Here is a 16,456-nt window from a genome sequence, read left to right as displayed (position 1 = left end):
ACATCAGGACTGCCCCATGGCCCATGCCCCCCAGATCAAGATTTCCGCCACCTACATGCGCGGCGGCACCAGCAAAGGCGTGTTCTTCAAGCTCGACGACCTGCCCGAATCCGCCCGCGTGCCGGGCCCGGCGCGCGATGCGCTGCTGATGCGCGTCATCGGCAGCCCGGACCCCTACGGCAAGCAGATCGACGGCATGGGCGCGGCCACCTCCAGCACCAGCAAGACCGTCATCATCGGCAAGAGCAGCCGGCCGGAACACGACGTCGACTACCTGTTCGGCCAGGTCTCGATCGACCAGGCCTTCGTCGACTGGAGCGGCAACTGCGGCAACCTGTCGGCCGCCGTCGGCCCCTTCGCCATCAGCAACGGCCTGGTCGATCCGGCCCGCGTGCCGCGCAACGGCATCGCCGTGGTGCGCATCTGGCAGGCCAACATCCAGAAGACCATCATCGCCCACGTGCCCATCACCGACGGCGCGGTGCAGGAGACCGGCGACTTCGAGCTGGACGGCGTGACCTTCCCGGCCGCCGAACTGCAGCTGGAATTCATGAACCCGGCCGAGGAAGGCGACGGCGGCTCGATGTTCCCCACCGGCAACCTGGTGGACGACCTGGAAGTGCCCGGCATCGGCACCTTCAAGGCCACCATGATCAACTCCGGCATCCCCACCATCTTCCTGGACGCGCAGGCCCTGGGCTACAGCGGCACCGAACTGCAGGACGACATCAACGGCGACGCCGCCGCGCTGGCCCGCTTCGAGACCATCCGCGCCCACGGCGCGCTGCGCATGGGCCTGATCCAGAAACTGGAAGACGCGGCCGCGCGCCAGCACACGCCCAAGGTCGCCTTCGTGGCCAGCCCCAAGGCCTACACCTCGTCCAGCGGCAAGCAGATCGGCGCCGGCGACATCGACGTGCTGGTGCGCGCCCTGTCCATGGGCAAGCTGCACCACGCCATGATGGGCACCGCCTCGGTCGCCATCGCCACCGCCGCGGCCGTGCCCGGCACGCTGGTCAACCTGGCCGCCGGCGGCGGACAGCGCGACCAGGTCAACTTCGGCCATCCGTCGGGCACGCTGCGCGTCGGCGCGCAGGCCCAACTGGTCGACGGCGAATGGACCGTCACCAAGGCCATCATGAGCCGCAGCGCGCGCGTGCTGATGGAAGGCCGCGTGCACATTCCGCCCACCGGGTTCTGACGCCACGGCCGTTGGCGGGCGCGGGCTGCGGTATCCTCTGCCGCAGCCCCTTCCCCACCGACGGAACCGTCCATGGCACAACCCGGCGCCTCGCGCGCGCTACGCCGATTCAAACGCGTCCTGGCCAGCGCGGCGCTGCTGCTTTCCGCCAGCGCGGGATCGGCCCCGATCCTGATGCAGCCCCTGCCCGGCGCCACCTACACGCAGGGCCGCTACTACCTGATTCCCCAACCGTACGCGACGGTCAAGGGCGACCTGGAACAAGGCCTGGCCGGCAGGGACCTGGGCGGCTTCCAGGGCCGTGACGACAGCGGACCGCTGTCGTCCATGGAGTTCTACTGGCCCGAGATCGGCGCCCGCCATCTGCCCGCGCTGAAACAGGCGCTGGACCAGCAGGCCAGACAGGCCGCCGGCCCAATCCTTGCCAAGGCGCTGGCGGGCGGCGTCATCACCCGCGACGAGCAGGACGCGTTCCGCGCCGCCATCGCCCGCCAGCCCGACCATTCCCCCGAAAACATCAGGGCGCTGCCGTTCTTCTCGGCGCCAGTGGCGCGCTGGTCGTTCCAGCGCGAACGCGGCAAATCCAGCCGCACCCAGGCCGACTACGGCACGGTCATGGATCTCTCTGGCCTGACCGGCCGCGACGCGCTGACGCTGGTCTGGTACGGCGGCACCGCCACCACCGTCACGCGCCATTTCCGCCTGACCCGTTGCATGGTCGGCGTGACCTGCTTTCCCGACCCGCACATCGAATACAACAGCGACAGCGTCGAGCACGCCGACGCCGCCCTCGCCCGCTACCTGGACGGCCTGGCGCAACGCCTGCGGGCCCTGCCGGAAAACGACGCCGACCACCTGATGCAGGCCTATTTCGATGCCTACGCGCGCGGCCGCGCCACGGCCCCGGAGGCGCCCGCCCCCGCCGCGGCCTCGCTGCCCGAAACGGCCGTGTCCGGCATCCGCCTGCCGGCCGACGAATCCGACCTGCGACGCTACGACAACGATGGCTGGCGCCTGCTGGCGCTGCCCGACGGCAGCCTGCTGGCTTCCGGCACGGCCACCCAGCGTTTCGTGCCGCGCATGGCCGCCGCGGACCCCGCCACGCGGCCCGGCGACAAGGCGGTGACCGCCATCGAGCGCGAAGCCACCGTGGGCTTCGGCCAGGCGCACGCCCTCAAGATCGGCGCCGACGGCCAAGTCTGGGCGCTGGGTTTTCGCGACGACGGCAGCCGCACCCTGCTGGCCTGGCGCCCGGGCCAGCGCGGCGCCGTGTCCCACGCCCTGAGCCCGCGACTGCCCGACCGGCAGATCGACGACTGGACCCTGCCCGCCGCCGGCGGCGTGGCGCTGCGCCTGGGCGACATGCTGTACGCCATGACGCCGCAGGGACGCTGGCGCGAACAACACTGGGATGCCTCGCTGCGGCGCGATGCCAGCGACACGCTGGAACAGGCGCTGCCATGGGTGCCGAGCGAGGCCATCGCTTTCGGCGACGGCCTGTTCTGGGCCGCCGACCGCGACGGCTACGGCATCGACCCCGCCACCGCGCGGGTGGCCGCCACCATCCGGACCGCGACGCCCAAGCTGGTTTTCGGCAGCCGGCGCGGCGACTGGGCCGTGGCCATCGCGGAAACGCCCGAGGGCCGGCGCCTGCGCGCCATCGACCTGCGCACGGGCCATGCCCGCTTCGACCTGGAGACCCCCGCCGTCTACTACACCTCGGCGGCCGCGCGCAGCGCCCACGGCCGCTTGCTGGCCCTGAGCGGCGCCGACAACACGGTGGTAGTGGTGGACATGGCGCAAGGCCGGTTGCTGGCCAACCTGCGCGCGCCCAAGGAATACAGCGTCAGCGCGCTGGCGTTCTCGTGGGCGGGAGACCGGCTGTGGATCTACGCCCGGCCGGTCGGCAACAACGACGTGGCGCAGCTGATCGCGTGGAACGCGCCGGCCGATGCGATCGACCCCGCGCAGGGCCGCGACCTGCCCGACCAGATCCGTTGCGGCTACTCGATGGCCTGCCGCTGAAGTGAGCGGGCGCGGCCCGGGACATCGCTTGATGTCCCGCGCCACGCCGGCTGAACCCGCTTACTGGCCCTTGTCCTTCGGCGCGCTGGCCACCAGCGCGTCGAACGCCTTGTCCAGGCTGGCCAGCGAATCGGCGATGTGGGCGCGGCGATCCTTGATCCACTTGTCCTGCGCGGCCAACTGCTCGCGCGCTTGCTTGATCATGCGCTCCATTTCCGCCGGCTGCGGACCGCCGCTGGTAGCGCGGTTCTTGACGATCGCCACCGGGTCCAGCGTCGAGCGGAACTCGGCCTCGCTCATCGGCAGCTCGTTCGGGTACTTCGAGCCCTTCATGGCCTCGGCGTAGATGCGGCGCGCCTGGTCATACGGGAAGTCCAGCGGCTTGATGTTGTTGGTCTTGGCGTAGCTCACGACCTCGGAGGCGAAGTGATGGCCGTCGCGGAACGGCAGCTTGTACTTGCGCATCAGCACGTCGGCCAGTTCCTGGGACGCGGTCCAGTCGCTGTTCAGTTCCTCCAGCGCGCGGTCCGGGCTGATCACCATGGCCTTGAGCACGCGGTCCCAGCGCTTGAGCGCGGAGATGCCGGCATCGACCATCGCCGAGTTCTGCTTGACGTCCTTCGGGTCGCTCATGCCCGGGGTGATGTTGTGCGTCTGGATCACCGGCCCCATGGCCAGCGTCACCGCGGTCGAGGCGTCGCTGCGCGTGTCGTTGAGCAGGCCTGGATTGCGCTTCTGCGGCATGGCGCTGGACACGTAGGTGTTGCCGCCGCCCTCTTCCAGCAAGATCCAGGGCCGCGATTGCGCGTACTGCGTCATCACATCCTCGACGAAGTTGCCGGTGCGCAGCGCGATGCTGGTGACGATCGACGCCACTTCCACCGGCTGGTCCATCGACGAGATCTGCGAGGCGTCATAGGCGTTGTCCACCAGCGCGGTGAAGCCCAGGTACTGCGCCATGCGCTTGCGGTCCAGCGGCCAGCTGGTGCCGTTCAGCACCGTCGTGCCCATGGGCGAGCGGTCGATGCGCGCGTAGGCTTCGCGGATGCGCTGGGCATCGCGCTCCAGGCCGGCCGCCTGGCCCAGCAGATAGTGGCCATAGCTGTTGGGCTGGGCCGCCACGCCGTTGGTGTAGTTGGGCACGATGGTGCCGGCGTGCTTGGCCGCCAGCTCCACCAGCGTCCGCGACGTGGCGTTCAACTGGTCCGCCAGTTCCAGCAGCTTGTCGCGCAGGATGGCGCTGCGGTAGGTGGCGTGCATGTCCTGGCTGGAACGGCCGGCGTGCAGCAGCGTCACGTCCTCGCCCGCGGCCTTGATCAGCAGCGGCTCGAAGGTGATGACGCTGGCCGGACGCTTGGCGCCGGGCTGGTTGCCGTCGTTGATTACCTTCGCCACGCCCGCGGCCAGCCGGGGCGCCATGGACTTGTCCAGCAGCCCTTCGTCGGTGTTGATCACCGCCGTCGCCTTGTTGATCTCCCCGAGCCAGAAAAACGGATCGCGCGCCGGCTTGGCGGCGGCGCTGGCGGCGGGCGCCTGCTGCGCCGACGCGGCGTGGGCGCCGAGGGAAAGGACTAGCGCTGCGCCCAGGGCGGGCAGGAAATGTCTCATGGCGTTCTCGTTATGAGGGGGGAAAGGAAACCCCCGTATGAAACACCATTTTTGCTCGGCTTGCGCATGAAAATGCAATTTTCGAAAACGTAACAGTTCTCGACCAGGGGCCCCTGGCATGCGCCGAAACCCCGGCGCTGCGCATAACATGCGGAAAAAATTCCAACGGGCACAGGCAGGAGGGGCCCAGCGCCATGACAGATGCATCCGGTTCACCCGAACGATTCCTGGTGTCCGACGATCACCCCACGTTCCGCATGGGCATGTGCGAGATCATTCGGCGCATCGCTCCGGCCGCCGCGGTGGGCGAGGCCGGCCGCCTCGACGAAGTCTTCGCGCTGATCCAGCGCGACGGCCCGCCGGACACGCTGATACTGGACCTGCTGTTCCCGGAGAGCAGCAACCTCGACTGGATCTCGGACCTGCGGCGGCTGTGCCCGCGCAGCTCGCTGATCGTGGTCTCGGTCATCAACGACACGCAGAAGATCGACGCGGTCATGGCCGCCGGCGCGGACGGCTTCATCGGCAAATCGGTATCGCCCGCGGAGATCGGCGAAGCCATCCTGGCGGTGCGGGCGGGCGATCTGGTGGTCAAGTACAACAGGCCGAACCTGTCCGGCGACACCGACCTGTCAGACGCCATCGCCAGCCTCACGCAGCGGCAGCGCGATGTGCTGGCGATGCTGGTCGAAGGCCTGACCAACAAGGAGATCGCGCGGATCCTGCATATCTCGCCGTTCACGGTCCGCATCCATGTGTCGGCCGTGCTGCGCGCGCTGAACGTGCCGTCGCGCGCGGCGGCGGCGGCGTTGGGCGCCCAGGCGGCCGTCACGCGCGGCGGACCAGCCTGACGCGCCCCCTCAGGACCGTAATGTCATCGTGGCGACGGGCGACCCCGCTGCGGGCGTCCCGGCATCGGGCGTCCCGGCATCGGTCGTCCCCGCCCCCAGCGCCAGCGTCGTCAGCAACGACCGCAGTTCCGCCGCGCGGATCGGCTTGGCCAGCACCGGCAGCGCCGGATCGGCCACCGCTTCGCGGATCGCCTTGGTGTCGTGCCCGGTCAGCAACAGCGCCGGCACCAGCCGCCCCAGCCGCTGCCGGACCCGCGCGATGCACTCCGCGCCCGTCACCTCGGCATTCAGGTCGTAGTCGCTGATGATCACATCGCAGTCGGCCGGCGCCGCCGGCAACGAGACTTCCCTGGCGACCACGCAGCCCCAGCGCTCCAGCAGCATGGCCGTCGCCATCAGCACGTTGGCGTCGTCCTCGATCAGCAGCACCCGCAACCCGTTCAGCACGCTCGCCTGCGCCGCCGTGCGCCGCGCTCCTTCGGGCGGCGCACGGTCCAGCAGTTCGAATCCCTCGACCGTGACCGTGGTGCCGCGTCCCAGCCGCGAACGCAGGCTCACGCGCAATCCGAGCAGGCCGCACAGCCGCTTGACGATCGACAGGCCCAGCCCCAGCCCTTCGATATCCCTGTCGCGCGGCCGCCTCACCCGGTAGAACTCGTCGAACACCATGCCCTGGTTCGCCTCCGGGATGCCGCGGCCACGGTCATGCACCTGCAGGGCCAGCGTGCGCCCGCGGCGGCGCGCCGCCACCAGGACGCCGCGCCCCTCGCCGTACTTGACGGCGTTGGACACCAGGTTCTGCACGATGGTGCCGAGCAGGTGCGGATCGGTCCGGACCAGGTGGGCGCCGGCGCGCACGCGGATCGGCGCATCGGCGCCCAGGCCCAGGCCGTCGCGGCTGTCGCGCACCACCGTGTCCAGCACATCGCCCACGCGCACCGCCTCGATCCTGGGCTCGAGCTTGCCGCTGTCCAGCGTGTAGCTGTCCAGGATCGAGCGGAACAGGTGCGAGACGCTGTGCAGCGAACGGTCGATGCTGTCGACCAGGTGGCGCTGGTGGCCGTTCAGGTTTTCATCGCGCAGGCAGTCCGCGAACAGCGCGATCGAATGGATGGGCTGGCGCAGGTCGTGGCTGGCCTGCGCCAGCAGCCGGGTCTTGGCCTGCGTCGCCTCGCGCTCGCGGGCATGCGACCTTTCGTTGCTGCGCAACAGAAAGTATGTGTAGGCCGGCACGATGAGCGTCGTCAGGAACAGCATCACCGTGACATAGGGCTGCTCGCGCCAGTACGGCGTCAGGCTGGCGACCACCACCAGGTCCAGCAGCGCCGCGGCGGTCGCCGCCACCAGATAGCGCGATCCGTAGCGCACGCCGTAGCCGATGGTCATCCACAGCACCACCGCGTAGACCGGCAACAGCGCCCGTCCGCCCAGGATCAGGTGAAAGCCCAGCGCCGCGTAATCATTCAGCATGGCCAGCAGGCGCCGTGCCGGATAGTGTCCGGGCCAACGGATGACGGCCCAGCGCAACAGCAGCGCCACGCCCAGGAACGCCACGCCATGGATCGCCATGATGGTGGCCAGCTCGGCGGGCAGTTGCCCGGCCCAGGCCAGGATCGGCGCGTAGACCGTCACCAGCAATGCGCTCAGCAGCCGCACGCCCGCCTGCGCCCGCTCGGTGTCCCTGACCTTCTCCGCCATACGTCCCCGGCTTTTCCGTTGCGCGCCGCGCGCGCCGTTTCCCAGCGGCATTGTCCGTCTTTTTGGCCCGGCGGCGCGCATTCCGCCCGCCGCGCCACGGTGTACTAGTACACCGCGAAGGCCCGCGGATGATTGATCCCGCCCCCGCGCGCCACTTATCATTTTCGGGCGTCCCTTCCCGCGGCGCGCCAACAGAGAACAGAAAACGGAAATGCCAGGACAGGCCCTCAAACTCACCGCGGCAGCGATCCTCTCGATGAGCCTCTCGGGCTGCATCATGGAAGCCTACGACAGTCAGGCACGCAGCGATGCCAAATCGTGGATCGGCGAGCCGATCCAGAAAGTCGCCAAGCGCTTCGGCCAGCCCGACGCCGTCTCGTCGGGCGATGCCGGCAAGACGAAGTACGTGTGGAAGGAATACGAGAACTACAGCAACGACTACAACTACACCTACTACGAGCAGGGCCAGGGCATGACGCCCAACAGCACCGTCCTGACCGCCAAGACCGGCACCGGCAACCAGAGCGGGTATTACACCTGCATCTATGAGTTCTATGCCGACGCTTCGGGCACCGTGGTCGACGCCACCGCGCGCGGCGAATGCCGCTGACGCTCAGCGCTATTCGGGCAGCCCCTGGTCGGCGGCCCAGCGCAGCACGAAGCGCGCCCCGCCCGCCGGGCTCTCGGTCACGCTGATGCTGCCGCGGTGGCTCAGCGCCACCCGCTGCACGATCGCCAGCCCGAGGCCCGCGCCGCCGGTGCCGCGGTCGCGGCTTTCATCCAGGCGGATGAAGGGTTCGAAGATGCGCTCGCGGTCGGCCGCGGCGATTCCCGGCCCGTCATCGTCCACCACCAGCTCGAAGCCGCCCTCGGCGCGCTGCGTCAACGCGATGTCGATGCGGCCGCGCGCATAGCGCACCGCGTTCTGCACCAGGTTCAGCAGGGCCCGGCTCATGTAGCGCGGATTCAGGCGCACATGCGGCGGCGGGTCGGGCGCCACCACGCAGCGCACATTGCGCGCCTCGGCCTGGTGCGCCACCTGGGCCAGCGCCTCGCCCAGCCAGTCGCGCGTATCCACCGTTTCGAGCTGCACGGTTTCCTCGGTGGGCCGTTCCAGGCGTGCGTACACCAGCAGTTCGGCCACCATGCTTTCCAGCTCCGAGATATCGGCGCGCATATCGCGCAGGACGCGGCCGTGGCGGGCCGGCAGGCCGCCGCGGTCCAGCAGATCGACCTCGAACGACAGCCGCGCCAGCGGCGTGCGCAGCTCGTGCGATACGGCGTTGGTCAGGCTGCGCTGGTTCTCGACCAGCGCGGCGATCCGCTCGGCCATGGTGTTGAAGCTCTCGCCGACGTGACGGATTCCGGAAATGCGCGACAGGTGCACGCGCATGCTCAGCTCGCCCTGGCCCATCCGCAGCGCGGCGTTGCGCAGCGCGTCCATGTCGCGCCACATGGGCAGCGCCCACAGCGCCAGCAGGCTTATCGCCACCATGACCCCCAGGAACCCCCACACGCCCCAGGTCAGCAGCGTATCGACCAGGCCTTCGCCCGGCAGGCGTACTTCCAGCCATTGGGCCGGCTTGCCGGGCAGCGGCACCAGGTGGGTGCTGTACTCGTCCCGCATCACGAACCCCAGGACTTCCAGCTGCTCGTGTTCTTCCTGGTTCAGGCGCACCTCGTCCGGGCTCAGCAGTTGCAGCCGCAGGCCGTAGTAGGGCCGGATCTGCTCGCGCAGCAACGCTTCGCGCTGCGCCGGCGCGACGTCGTCGAGCCGCTGACGCAGTTCATGGACCTGGCCGCGCAGCGACTGGAAGGCGACGTTCTCCACGACTGGCCGGAACAGCGTGCCCAGGCCTTTGTCCACGAGCTGGTAGGCCACCCCGAGACTGATCAGAACCACGACGAAAACGCGAACGAGAAATTTGAGCATCGATGGCCTTCGGGCCGCGCGCCGACGGTTCGACGCGGCGGGCGCGCCCGCGTGGCGGTGCAGGCGGGGTAGCGGGAAACAGCGGGAGGGCAAGGTGGCGCGGCGGCCACACGGCCGGGCCCGCGTCTACTGGCGGGGCGCGCCCCCGGGATGATAGGGAACAAGCCCGCCCGCGTTCCGCCGCCTTTTGTGTGGGATTTGTGAAAAAAAGTGAAACAGGCAGGACGGGCGCGGCAAGGTATGCTGACCAGGCGTTGCGTTGTCCGCTGCCCGCCGCCCCTGCGGCGTCCCCGCCCTCTCGAAAGGACTGGAATCCCCATGGACCCGCTAGACAAGCTGCTGCGTTCCAGCAAGATCCTGAAGACGTTCGATGGCGCCTCGGAAGGCGCGATCCAGGCCTACGAAGACGCCTGGCACACCCGGCTCTCGGCCGCCTACCGCGCTTTCCTCAAGCGCAGCAACGGCCTGCTGTTCGGCTTCGAATTCGCCGAGGCCCACCGCGCCGGCGTCTCGCCCGCGCTGGCCGATATGAACACCTTCTTCGGCATCGGCAACGGCGACCCGGATTTCGACCTGGCGTTGCTGACGCCGCACATGGGCTTCCACAATCCGGCCTTCCTGCCGTTCGCGCCGGTGCTGGGCCTGGGCGGCGATTTCTGTACCTACGTCGAGATCAACCAGGGCCGGCATGCGGGCCGCATCATGTACACCGACGGCGAGCTGTACCCGGGGTATGCCGACCTCGAGATCACGGATCAGCCGGTGGACGCGCTGGTCGACGGCTTCATCGAGGACGGCTGGTTCATGCCGGTGGCGCCGTCCTTCGAGGCCCTGATCGCGAGCTACGCGAAGATGGCCTAGGGCCCGATCAGGCGTTGGCGCGCGGCGCCGCGTATTCCGGCGCGGCCGGCGCCTGGATCAGGAATTCCTTCAGGCTGGTGACGTTGCGCTTCTTGAAGATGCGGTTCTTGTAGGTCACCACCGTGGTCGGCGACAGCCCCAGTTCGCGCCCCACTTCCTTGGCGGTGCGTCCCTGGCGCAGCAGGTCCGCCACCTGGACCTCGCGTTCGGACAGGCCATCGCACCAGGCGGCCTGCGCGGGCATCGCCTCGCGCCGGCACAGTTGGTGGTGACGCCGCGCCAGCGCGATCAGCAGCGGCGCGCGGCCGCGCATCAGGTCGGTCACGTCGGCCGAATGCGAGCGTGAAAAGTAAAGGTTGAGGTAGCTGATGCCTTCGCTGCGCGCGCCGATCAGCGAGATCTTGCTGGCGAAGCCAGGACGTTCGAACAGCAGTTCGCGGTATTCGGCGTCGAGGATGCGCTCGGGCGCCGCGGTCTGGATGATCAGGTCCGGATGCTGCTCGGGTCGACAGGCCAGGTCGCGCAACAGCGCGTAGTTCGGATCGCGGCGGTAGAACTGGTTATCCACATAGACGGTGGTGGTCCATTCGATCAGCGCCTGGTTCAACAGGCTGGCGGCCGACGAGTACTGCACCGCGCCGTCATGGCCATAGAAGACGTGCGCGACATGATCGGCGGCCACCGACTCGCGCAACGCCAGCAGCAACGCGGCATGGAACATCGGACTGCCCAGGTCCATGACGGCCGACGCCGCCCACTGGTCCGCCCGCCCGTCCACGGCCAACGGCTTGCTTGTCTCTTCCATGGTTCTCGTCCCCCGTTCCGGGCGTGTTTTTCCCGATTCTAAGGGCTTCCCGGCCGTCCGGGTGTCCTCTCTCGTGAGGACATGACGCGTCCTTCCCGCGCTCCTAGAGTGGTGCCTGTGACCTACCTCGCAGAACCCTCGGAGTCCTAGGGAAAACGATGACAGAGCTTCCCCTCTACCCCTATCTCAGGCCGGACGAAATGGACCGTCCGCGCGCTGAGCCTCATCCGGTCGCCATCGTCGGCGCCGGCCTGACCGGCCTGTCGCTGGCCCTGGATCTGGTGCGCCGCGGCATCCCGGTGGTGGTGCTGGACGACGACAACACCGTCGGCGTGCGCGGCCTGGCCTCGCGCGGCATGGTCTGGGCGCAGCGCACGCTCGACATCTTCGACCGGCTGGGCATGGCCGACGCGGTGGTCGCCAAGGGCGTGCGCTGGAACGTCGGCCGCGTGCTGTGCCGCGACATGGCGGTGGCATCGTTCACGCTGCAGGCGCAGCCCGACATGCGCCACAACGGCTTCATCAACCTGCAGCAGTACTACCTGGAAGCGTTCCTGGTTGATGCGCTGCAACGCGAGCCGCTGGCCGACCTGCGCTGGCTGAACCAGGTCGCCGGCATCGAGTCCTGTACCGACGGCCCCGTCACGCTGCGGGTGCAGACGCCGGACGGCGCCTATCGCACCCAGGCCCGCTGGGTGGTCGCTTGCGACGGCGCCAACAGCGCCGTGCGCGGCATGCTGGGCCTGCGTCCGCGCGTCTACGACCGCACGGAAGACCGCTGGATCATCATCGACATCGTGCTGCGCGGCACCACCTGGCCGGAGGAGCGCTGGACCTGGCTCGACGCCCGCAGCAACCACGGCCGCGCGGTCTGGCGCCACAAGATGGCCGACGACACCTGGCGCCTGGATTTCCAGTTGCGTCCGGACGAAGATCCCGAGGCCGCCGCCACCGACGCCGCCATGCGCCAGCGGGTCTGGGACCTGCTGGGCGAGCGGGTCGATTTCGACATCGCCTGGCACGGCGTCTGGGCCTATCGCCACGAATGCCTGGACGACCTGCGCCATGGCCGCGTGCTGTTCGCGGGCGACTCGGCCCACCTGGTGGCGCCGTTCGGCGCGCGCGGCGGCAACGGGGGCATCCAGGATGCCGACAACCTGGGCTGGAAACTGGCGTTGCTGCTGCAAGGCCGCGCTGGCCCCGGCCTGCTCGACAGCTACGGCGCCGAACGCAAGCACGCCGCCATGGAGAACATCCGCCAGGCGCGCCGCTCGTCGCGCTTCGTCTATCCCGGCGCCGCCCGCTCCGCCGCGCTGTGGCGCGACGCCATCATCGCGCTGGCCCCGCGGCACGAGATCGCGGCGCGCATGATCAATACCGGCCGCCTGTGCATGCCGGCCGTCTATCCCGCGTCGCCGCTGGCGCGCGGCGCCCACGAACACACCGGGCGCGCGTTGCCCAACGTGGTGCTGCGGCAGGCCGATGGCCTGTCCCTGCATGCGCTGCTGGGCCCCTGGTTCACCGTACTGGTGTTCGACGACGCCTTGCCCGCGGGCGTGGCCGGCGCGCACGACGACGCGTTGCTGCGCTGGGTCGCGGTCGGCTCCTGGTGCGACGCGCGCGGACGCGCCGCCCTGGCCCACCAGCTGGGCCAGGCCATGGACGGCGGCGCCTGGCTGTTGCGGCCCGACCATCACGTCATGGCGGTCAGCGACGCGCAGACGCTGGCGCCCGCCACCATCACGGATTGGGTCGACGCGGCGCTAAGCCCGCCCTGCGCCCACGCTGAATTCCTTCCCGAGGCCGGCGGCCTCCCGCACATTTCCGAAGGCGCAATCCATGCCGCACTCCCAGCAACAACTTGATGACCTGCTCGAGCACCTGATCGCGCTCACCGACGTGGCCGACCCGGCGGACCAGCGCGACAGCCTGGCCCGGCTGTCGCTGCTGCTGATCGAGGCGCTGGACGACGCCGCCCGGGTGCGCGCCGCGGTCGACGAAATCCTGGCGGCCCGCGGCCAGCCGCCCGCCTTGCACATTCCCTGAACCACGGAGACCGCGCCATGACGCAGTTCAACGATCCCGCCGCGCCCGCGGCCGCCTGCCCGCCCATCCACGGCCTGCACCACTTCGCCTGGCGTTGCCGCGACGCCGAGGAAACGCGCCACTTCTACGAAGACATCCTGGGCCTGCCCCTGGTGCACGTGGTCAAGGAAGAGCGCGTGCCGTCCACCGGCGAACACTGCCCGTTCGTGCACCTGTTCTTCGAATTCGCCGACCACTCGCACATCGCCTTCTTCGACCTTGGCGACAACGCGCTCAGCCAGCCGGATCCGGACACGCCGCGCTGGGTCAATCATTTCGCCATGGAAATCCGCGGCGAAGCCGAACTGGAACGGATGCGCCAGCGCCTGCGCGACCACGGCATCGAGGTGGTCGGCCCGACCGACCACCACTTCATCCGCTCCATCTACTTCTTCGATCCGAATGGCATCCGGCTGGAACTGACGGCGCGCCTGCCCGTGCCCGACTACGTGGCCCGCAAGCGCCTCAGCGCGCATGAGGAACTGGCCACCTGGACCCGCGACAAGGCCGCCGGCCTCAAGCCCGGCGCCACCGGCACCACCAGCCATGCCCGCCACCACGGCGGCGCGGACTGACCCCGTCCCCCTTCATTCATCCAGACAAGGAACACGATGAGCAAGCCTTTCGCATCCCAAGCCGACGTGGCGGAAAAGAAGACCTCTTTTGAGCGCCTGTCCGAAAACGCCTACGCCTACATCGCCGACGGCGACCCCAACTCCGGCGTCATCATCGGCGACGACAGCGTGATGGTGGTCGACGCCACCGCCACGCCGGCCATGGCGCAGAACCTGATCCGGGCCATCCGCGGCGTCACCGACAAGCCCATCCGCCACGTTGCCCTGACGCACTACCACGCGGTGCGCGTGCTGGGCGCGTCGGCTTTCGCGGCCGAAGGCGCCGTCAACACCTACGCCAGCCGCGGCACCTACGAACTGATCGTCGAGCGCGGTCAGGCCGATATGGATTCCGAGATCGGCCGCTTCCCGCGCCTGTTCCAGTCGGCCGAGGGCATTCCGGGCCTGACCTGGCCCACCACCGTGTTCGAGCGCGAGCTGACCCTCTTCATGGGCAAGCTGGAAGTGCGCATGATGCACCTGGGCAACGGCCACACCCGTGGCGACTCGATCGTGTGGATCCCGTCGCAGGGCATCTGCTTCGCCGGCGACCTGGTCGAATTCAACGCCGGCGTCTACACCGGCGACGCCTACCTGTCCGACTGGCCCGCCACCCTGGACCGCCTGCAGGCGCTGGAACCGACGCAGATGGTGCCCGGCCGCGGCCCCGCGCTCACCCGCCCCGACGCCTGCCGCGAAGCCATCGGCTACACCCGCCGCTGGGTCGAGACGCTGTACGGCTGTGCCCGCCAGGGGGTCAGCGAAGGCAAGGGCCTGAAGCAGGTCTACGAAGACACCCGCCGCGTGATGGACCCCGAGTTCGGCCACGTCGTCATCTACGAACACGCCATCCCCTTCGACATCTCGCGCGCCTTCGACGAGGCCAGCGGCATCGCCGACCCGCGCGTCTGGACCGCCCAGCGCGACCGGGAAATGTGGGCCGAACTGGCCGCCTGAACGCCCTCGACACCGCGCGCCGGCAACCGCCCGGCGCGCCCGCACCCGGAATCTTCCCCTCATGAAACTCGCCACCCTGAACAACGATACCCGCGACGGCCAGCTGGTCGTCGTCAACCGCGAACTGACCCGCATGCGCGCCGTGCCGCACATTGCCGCCACCTTGCAGCAGGCGCTTGACGACTGGACCCGCTGCGCACCCCTGCTGCAGGCGGAGTACGACGACCTGCGCGCCGGCGACGGCCAGCCCTTCGACGCGGCCCGCTGCGCCGCGCCCCTGCCGCGCGCCTACCAGTGGCTGGACGCCTCGGCCTATCTCAACCACGTCGACCTGACCCGCCGCGCCCGCGGCGGTGAAATGCCGCCGTCGTTCCTCACCGATCCCGTGATGTACCAGGGCGCCTCGGATGACTTCATGGGCCCGCGCGATCCCATCACCGCCACCAGCGAAGACCTGGGCGTCGACCTGGAGGCCGAGGTCGTGGTCATCACCGACGACGTGCCGCAAGGCGTGGATCCCGCGACCGCCCTGGAACACGTGGTGCTGCTGGGCCTGGTGAACGACGTCACCTTGCGCAACGTGGTGCTGCCCGAACTGGCCAAGGGCTTCGGCTTCCTGCAGGGCAAGCCGGCCTCGGCGCTGTCGCCCGTTTTCGTCACGCCCGATGAGCTTGCGCCCTACTGGCGCGACGGCAAGCTGCACCGCCCGATGCAGGTGTGGCTCAACGACCAGTTGATCGGCCAGCCCCAGGCCGGCGAGGAAATGCAGTTCCATTTCGGCCAACTCCTCGCCCACGCCGCGCGCACGCGCCGGCTGGGCGCCGGCACCATCCTGGGCAGCGGCACCATCTCCAATGCCAGCGACGCCGTCGGCGTGTGCTGCCTGGTCGAAGCGCGGGTGCGCGAACAGCTGCGCGACGGCCAGATGCGCACGCCCTTCCTCAAGCACGGCGACCGCGTGCGCATCGGCATGCGCGACGACGCCGGCAACAGCCTGTTCGGCGACATCGACCAGCAGGTGCGGATCCCCGGCGTCCGGCCGCTGCCCGCCGCCCGCCCCACGCCGGAAACGATCACTGCCTGAAAGGGAACCGCCATGGCCGACACATCCGCCCCCACCCTGCACAGCTACTGGCGCAGTTCCGCGGCCTATCGCGTGCGCATCGCGCTGGCGCTCAAGGGCCTGCCCTATCGCCAGGTGCCGTGGCAGATGGCGCAGGGCGAGCACCTGCAACCCGCCTACCGCGCGCTGGCGCCGTTCGGCTTGGTGCCGATGCTGGAGATCGACGGGCTGCGGTTGCAGCAGTCGCTCGCCATCGTCGAGTACCTGGAGGCGCGCCATCCCGAGCCGGCGCTGCTGCCGGCCGACCCGGGCAGCCGCGCCCAGGCGCGGGCCCTGGCGCTGCTGGTGGCCTGTGAAATGCATCCGCTGAACAACTTGCGCACGCTCAAGCGCCTGCGCACGCAGTTCGGCGCCGATGACGACCAGGTGCGCGACTGGTACCGCCATTGGTGCGAGGAAGGCTTCCATGCCTTCGAGGCGGCGCTACCCGCCCAGCGCGGCGACTACGCGCTGGGAACCGCGCCGACGCTGGTGGAGTGCTGCCTGGTGCCGCAGGTCTACAACGCCCTGCGCTACGGCGTCGACCTGGCGCCGTTCGCACGAGTGCGCGCCATCGTCGACGCCTGCGCCGCGCTGCCCGCCTTCGACGCCGCCCGCCCCGAAAACCAGCCCGATGCGCCACGGCCGGCGCAAGCCGCCGCCTGAGGCGCCCGCCGGGGTGAGCCCCCCCCGGGCCACCCCGCTTCCCCAACCAG

General features: G+C 69.6%; 15 protein-coding genes. 11 read left to right on the top strand and 4 right to left on the bottom strand.

What is annotated here, in order from left to right:
* Positions 1-16: 16 nt before the first annotated feature.
* Positions 17-1,201, top strand: a complete 1,185-nt coding sequence (gene prpF / locus AC1HFW_RS24350) for a 2-methylaconitate cis-trans isomerase PrpF (protein WP_241073279.1) — start codon at positions 17-19, stop codon at positions 1,199-1,201.
* A gap of 72 nt (positions 1,202-1,273) precedes the next feature.
* On the top strand, positions 1,274-3,226 hold the full coding sequence (locus AC1HFW_RS24345) for a WD40 repeat domain-containing protein (protein ID WP_479285421.1): 1,953 nt from the start codon (positions 1,274-1,276) through the stop codon (positions 3,224-3,226).
* A 60-nt stretch (positions 3,227-3,286) separates the two neighbouring features.
* Here AC1HFW_RS24345 and AC1HFW_RS24340 read toward each other — a convergent pair whose 3' ends face one another.
* On the bottom strand, positions 3,287-4,834 hold the full coding sequence (locus AC1HFW_RS24340; protein WP_006391503.1) for an argininosuccinate lyase: 1,548 nt from the start codon (positions 4,832-4,834) through the stop codon (positions 3,287-3,289).
* 194 nt (positions 4,835-5,028) lie between these two features.
* On the opposite strand from AC1HFW_RS24340, the gene AC1HFW_RS24335 reads away from it, so the two are divergent.
* Positions 5,029-5,685: a LuxR C-terminal-related transcriptional regulator gene (locus tag AC1HFW_RS24335; RefSeq protein WP_479285420.1), complete on the top strand. Its 657-nt coding sequence runs from the start codon at positions 5,029-5,031 to the stop codon at positions 5,683-5,685.
* A gap of 9 nt (positions 5,686-5,694) precedes the next feature.
* Here AC1HFW_RS24335 and AC1HFW_RS24330 read toward each other — a convergent pair whose 3' ends face one another.
* Entirely contained in the window at positions 5,695-7,383 is a 1,689-nt protein-coding gene (locus AC1HFW_RS24330; RefSeq protein ID WP_479285419.1) for a hybrid sensor histidine kinase/response regulator, read from the bottom strand.
* Positions 7,384-7,594: 211 nt separating this feature from the next.
* On the opposite strand from AC1HFW_RS24330, the gene AC1HFW_RS24325 reads away from it, so the two are divergent.
* Positions 7,595-7,993, top strand: coding sequence for a hypothetical protein (locus AC1HFW_RS24325; RefSeq protein WP_198486592.1), 399 nt, complete (start codon positions 7,595-7,597; stop codon positions 7,991-7,993).
* Positions 7,994-8,002: 9 nt separating this feature from the next.
* Here AC1HFW_RS24325 and AC1HFW_RS24320 read toward each other — a convergent pair whose 3' ends face one another.
* Positions 8,003-9,286, bottom strand: coding sequence for an ATP-binding protein (locus AC1HFW_RS24320; RefSeq protein WP_479285418.1), 1,284 nt, complete (start codon positions 9,284-9,286; stop codon positions 8,003-8,005).
* A gap of 348 nt (positions 9,287-9,634) precedes the next feature.
* On the opposite strand from AC1HFW_RS24320, the gene AC1HFW_RS24315 reads away from it, so the two are divergent.
* Positions 9,635-10,177, top strand: coding sequence for an SMI1/KNR4 family protein (locus AC1HFW_RS24315; protein WP_061073218.1), 543 nt, complete (start codon positions 9,635-9,637; stop codon positions 10,175-10,177).
* A gap of 7 nt (positions 10,178-10,184) precedes the next feature.
* Here the strand turns inward: AC1HFW_RS24315 and AC1HFW_RS24310 are convergent, their stop codons facing one another.
* The gene (locus AC1HFW_RS24310) at positions 10,185-10,982 is read right to left on the bottom strand and encodes a helix-turn-helix transcriptional regulator (RefSeq protein WP_225856543.1); all 798 of its coding nucleotides are present in this window, start codon (positions 10,980-10,982) and stop codon (positions 10,185-10,187) included.
* Positions 10,983-11,140: 158 nt separating this feature from the next.
* On the opposite strand from AC1HFW_RS24310, the gene AC1HFW_RS24305 reads away from it, so the two are divergent.
* From AC1HFW_RS24305 to maiA, 6 genes are all read left to right on the top strand, one after another.
* A complete protein-coding gene (locus AC1HFW_RS24305; RefSeq protein WP_479285417.1) occupies positions 11,141-12,847 on the top strand; it encodes an FAD-dependent oxidoreductase in 1,707 nt (568 codons plus the stop codon).
* Positions 12,822-13,028 (top strand): DUF2783 domain-containing protein, encoded by a 207-nt coding sequence (locus AC1HFW_RS24300; RefSeq protein WP_479285416.1) that lies wholly within the window; start codon positions 12,822-12,824, stop codon positions 13,026-13,028. The genes AC1HFW_RS24305 and AC1HFW_RS24300 overlap by 26 nt, the downstream gene beginning before the upstream one ends.
* Positions 13,029-13,045: 17 nt before the next feature.
* Positions 13,046-13,642, top strand: a complete 597-nt coding sequence (locus AC1HFW_RS24295) for a VOC family protein (protein ID WP_479285415.1) — start codon at positions 13,046-13,048, stop codon at positions 13,640-13,642.
* A 36-nt stretch (positions 13,643-13,678) separates the two neighbouring features.
* Positions 13,679-14,638, top strand: a complete 960-nt coding sequence (locus tag AC1HFW_RS24290; RefSeq protein ID WP_479285414.1) for an MBL fold metallo-hydrolase — start codon at positions 13,679-13,681, stop codon at positions 14,636-14,638.
* 61 nt (positions 14,639-14,699) lie between these two features.
* Positions 14,700-15,722 (top strand): fumarylacetoacetate hydrolase family protein, encoded by a 1,023-nt coding sequence (locus tag AC1HFW_RS24285; RefSeq protein ID WP_479285413.1) that lies wholly within the window; start codon positions 14,700-14,702, stop codon positions 15,720-15,722.
* A gap of 12 nt (positions 15,723-15,734) precedes the next feature.
* Positions 15,735-16,406 (top strand): maleylacetoacetate isomerase, encoded by a 672-nt coding sequence (gene maiA, locus AC1HFW_RS24280; RefSeq protein ID WP_479285412.1) that lies wholly within the window; start codon positions 15,735-15,737, stop codon positions 16,404-16,406.
* The last annotated feature ends 50 nt before the right edge of the window (positions 16,407-16,456 follow it).

The sequence above is a fragment of the Achromobacter sp. ISS7 genome (genome assembly GCF_056523125.1).
Note: the sequence above shows the minus strand (reverse complement) of the source record. Positions and strands in the feature narration are given on the sequence as shown.

What these genes read in the sequence shown, in the direction of transcription:
- prpF (WP_241073279.1), top strand. Translation starts at nt 17, where the DNA reads ATGGCCCATGCCCCCCAGATCAAGATTTCCGCCACCTACATGCGCGGC.
- AC1HFW_RS24345 (WP_479285421.1), top strand. Translation starts at nt 1,274, where the DNA reads ATGGCACAACCCGGCGCCTCGCGCGCGCTACGCCGATTCAAACGCGTC.
- AC1HFW_RS24340 (WP_006391503.1), bottom strand. Translation starts at nt 4,834, where the DNA reads ATGAGACATTTCCTGCCCGCCCTGGGCGCAGCGCTAGTCCTTTCCCTC.
- AC1HFW_RS24335 (WP_479285420.1), top strand. Translation starts at nt 5,029, where the DNA reads ATGACAGATGCATCCGGTTCACCCGAACGATTCCTGGTGTCCGACGAT.
- AC1HFW_RS24330 (WP_479285419.1), bottom strand. Translation starts at nt 7,383, where the DNA reads ATGGCGGAGAAGGTCAGGGACACCGAGCGGGCGCAGGCGGGCGTGCGG.
- AC1HFW_RS24325 (WP_198486592.1), top strand. Translation starts at nt 7,595, where the DNA reads ATGCCAGGACAGGCCCTCAAACTCACCGCGGCAGCGATCCTCTCGATG.
- AC1HFW_RS24315 (WP_061073218.1), top strand. Translation starts at nt 9,635, where the DNA reads ATGGACCCGCTAGACAAGCTGCTGCGTTCCAGCAAGATCCTGAAGACG.
- AC1HFW_RS24310 (WP_225856543.1), bottom strand. Translation starts at nt 10,982, where the DNA reads ATGGAAGAGACAAGCAAGCCGTTGGCCGTGGACGGGCGGGCGGACCAG.
- AC1HFW_RS24305 (WP_479285417.1), top strand. Translation starts at nt 11,141, where the DNA reads ATGACAGAGCTTCCCCTCTACCCCTATCTCAGGCCGGACGAAATGGAC.
- AC1HFW_RS24300 (WP_479285416.1), top strand. Translation starts at nt 12,822, where the DNA reads ATGCCGCACTCCCAGCAACAACTTGATGACCTGCTCGAGCACCTGATC.
- AC1HFW_RS24295 (WP_479285415.1), top strand. Translation starts at nt 13,046, where the DNA reads ATGACGCAGTTCAACGATCCCGCCGCGCCCGCGGCCGCCTGCCCGCCC.
- AC1HFW_RS24290 (WP_479285414.1), top strand. Translation starts at nt 13,679, where the DNA reads ATGAGCAAGCCTTTCGCATCCCAAGCCGACGTGGCGGAAAAGAAGACC.
- AC1HFW_RS24285 (WP_479285413.1), top strand. Translation starts at nt 14,700, where the DNA reads ATGAAACTCGCCACCCTGAACAACGATACCCGCGACGGCCAGCTGGTC.
- maiA (WP_479285412.1), top strand. Translation starts at nt 15,735, where the DNA reads ATGGCCGACACATCCGCCCCCACCCTGCACAGCTACTGGCGCAGTTCC.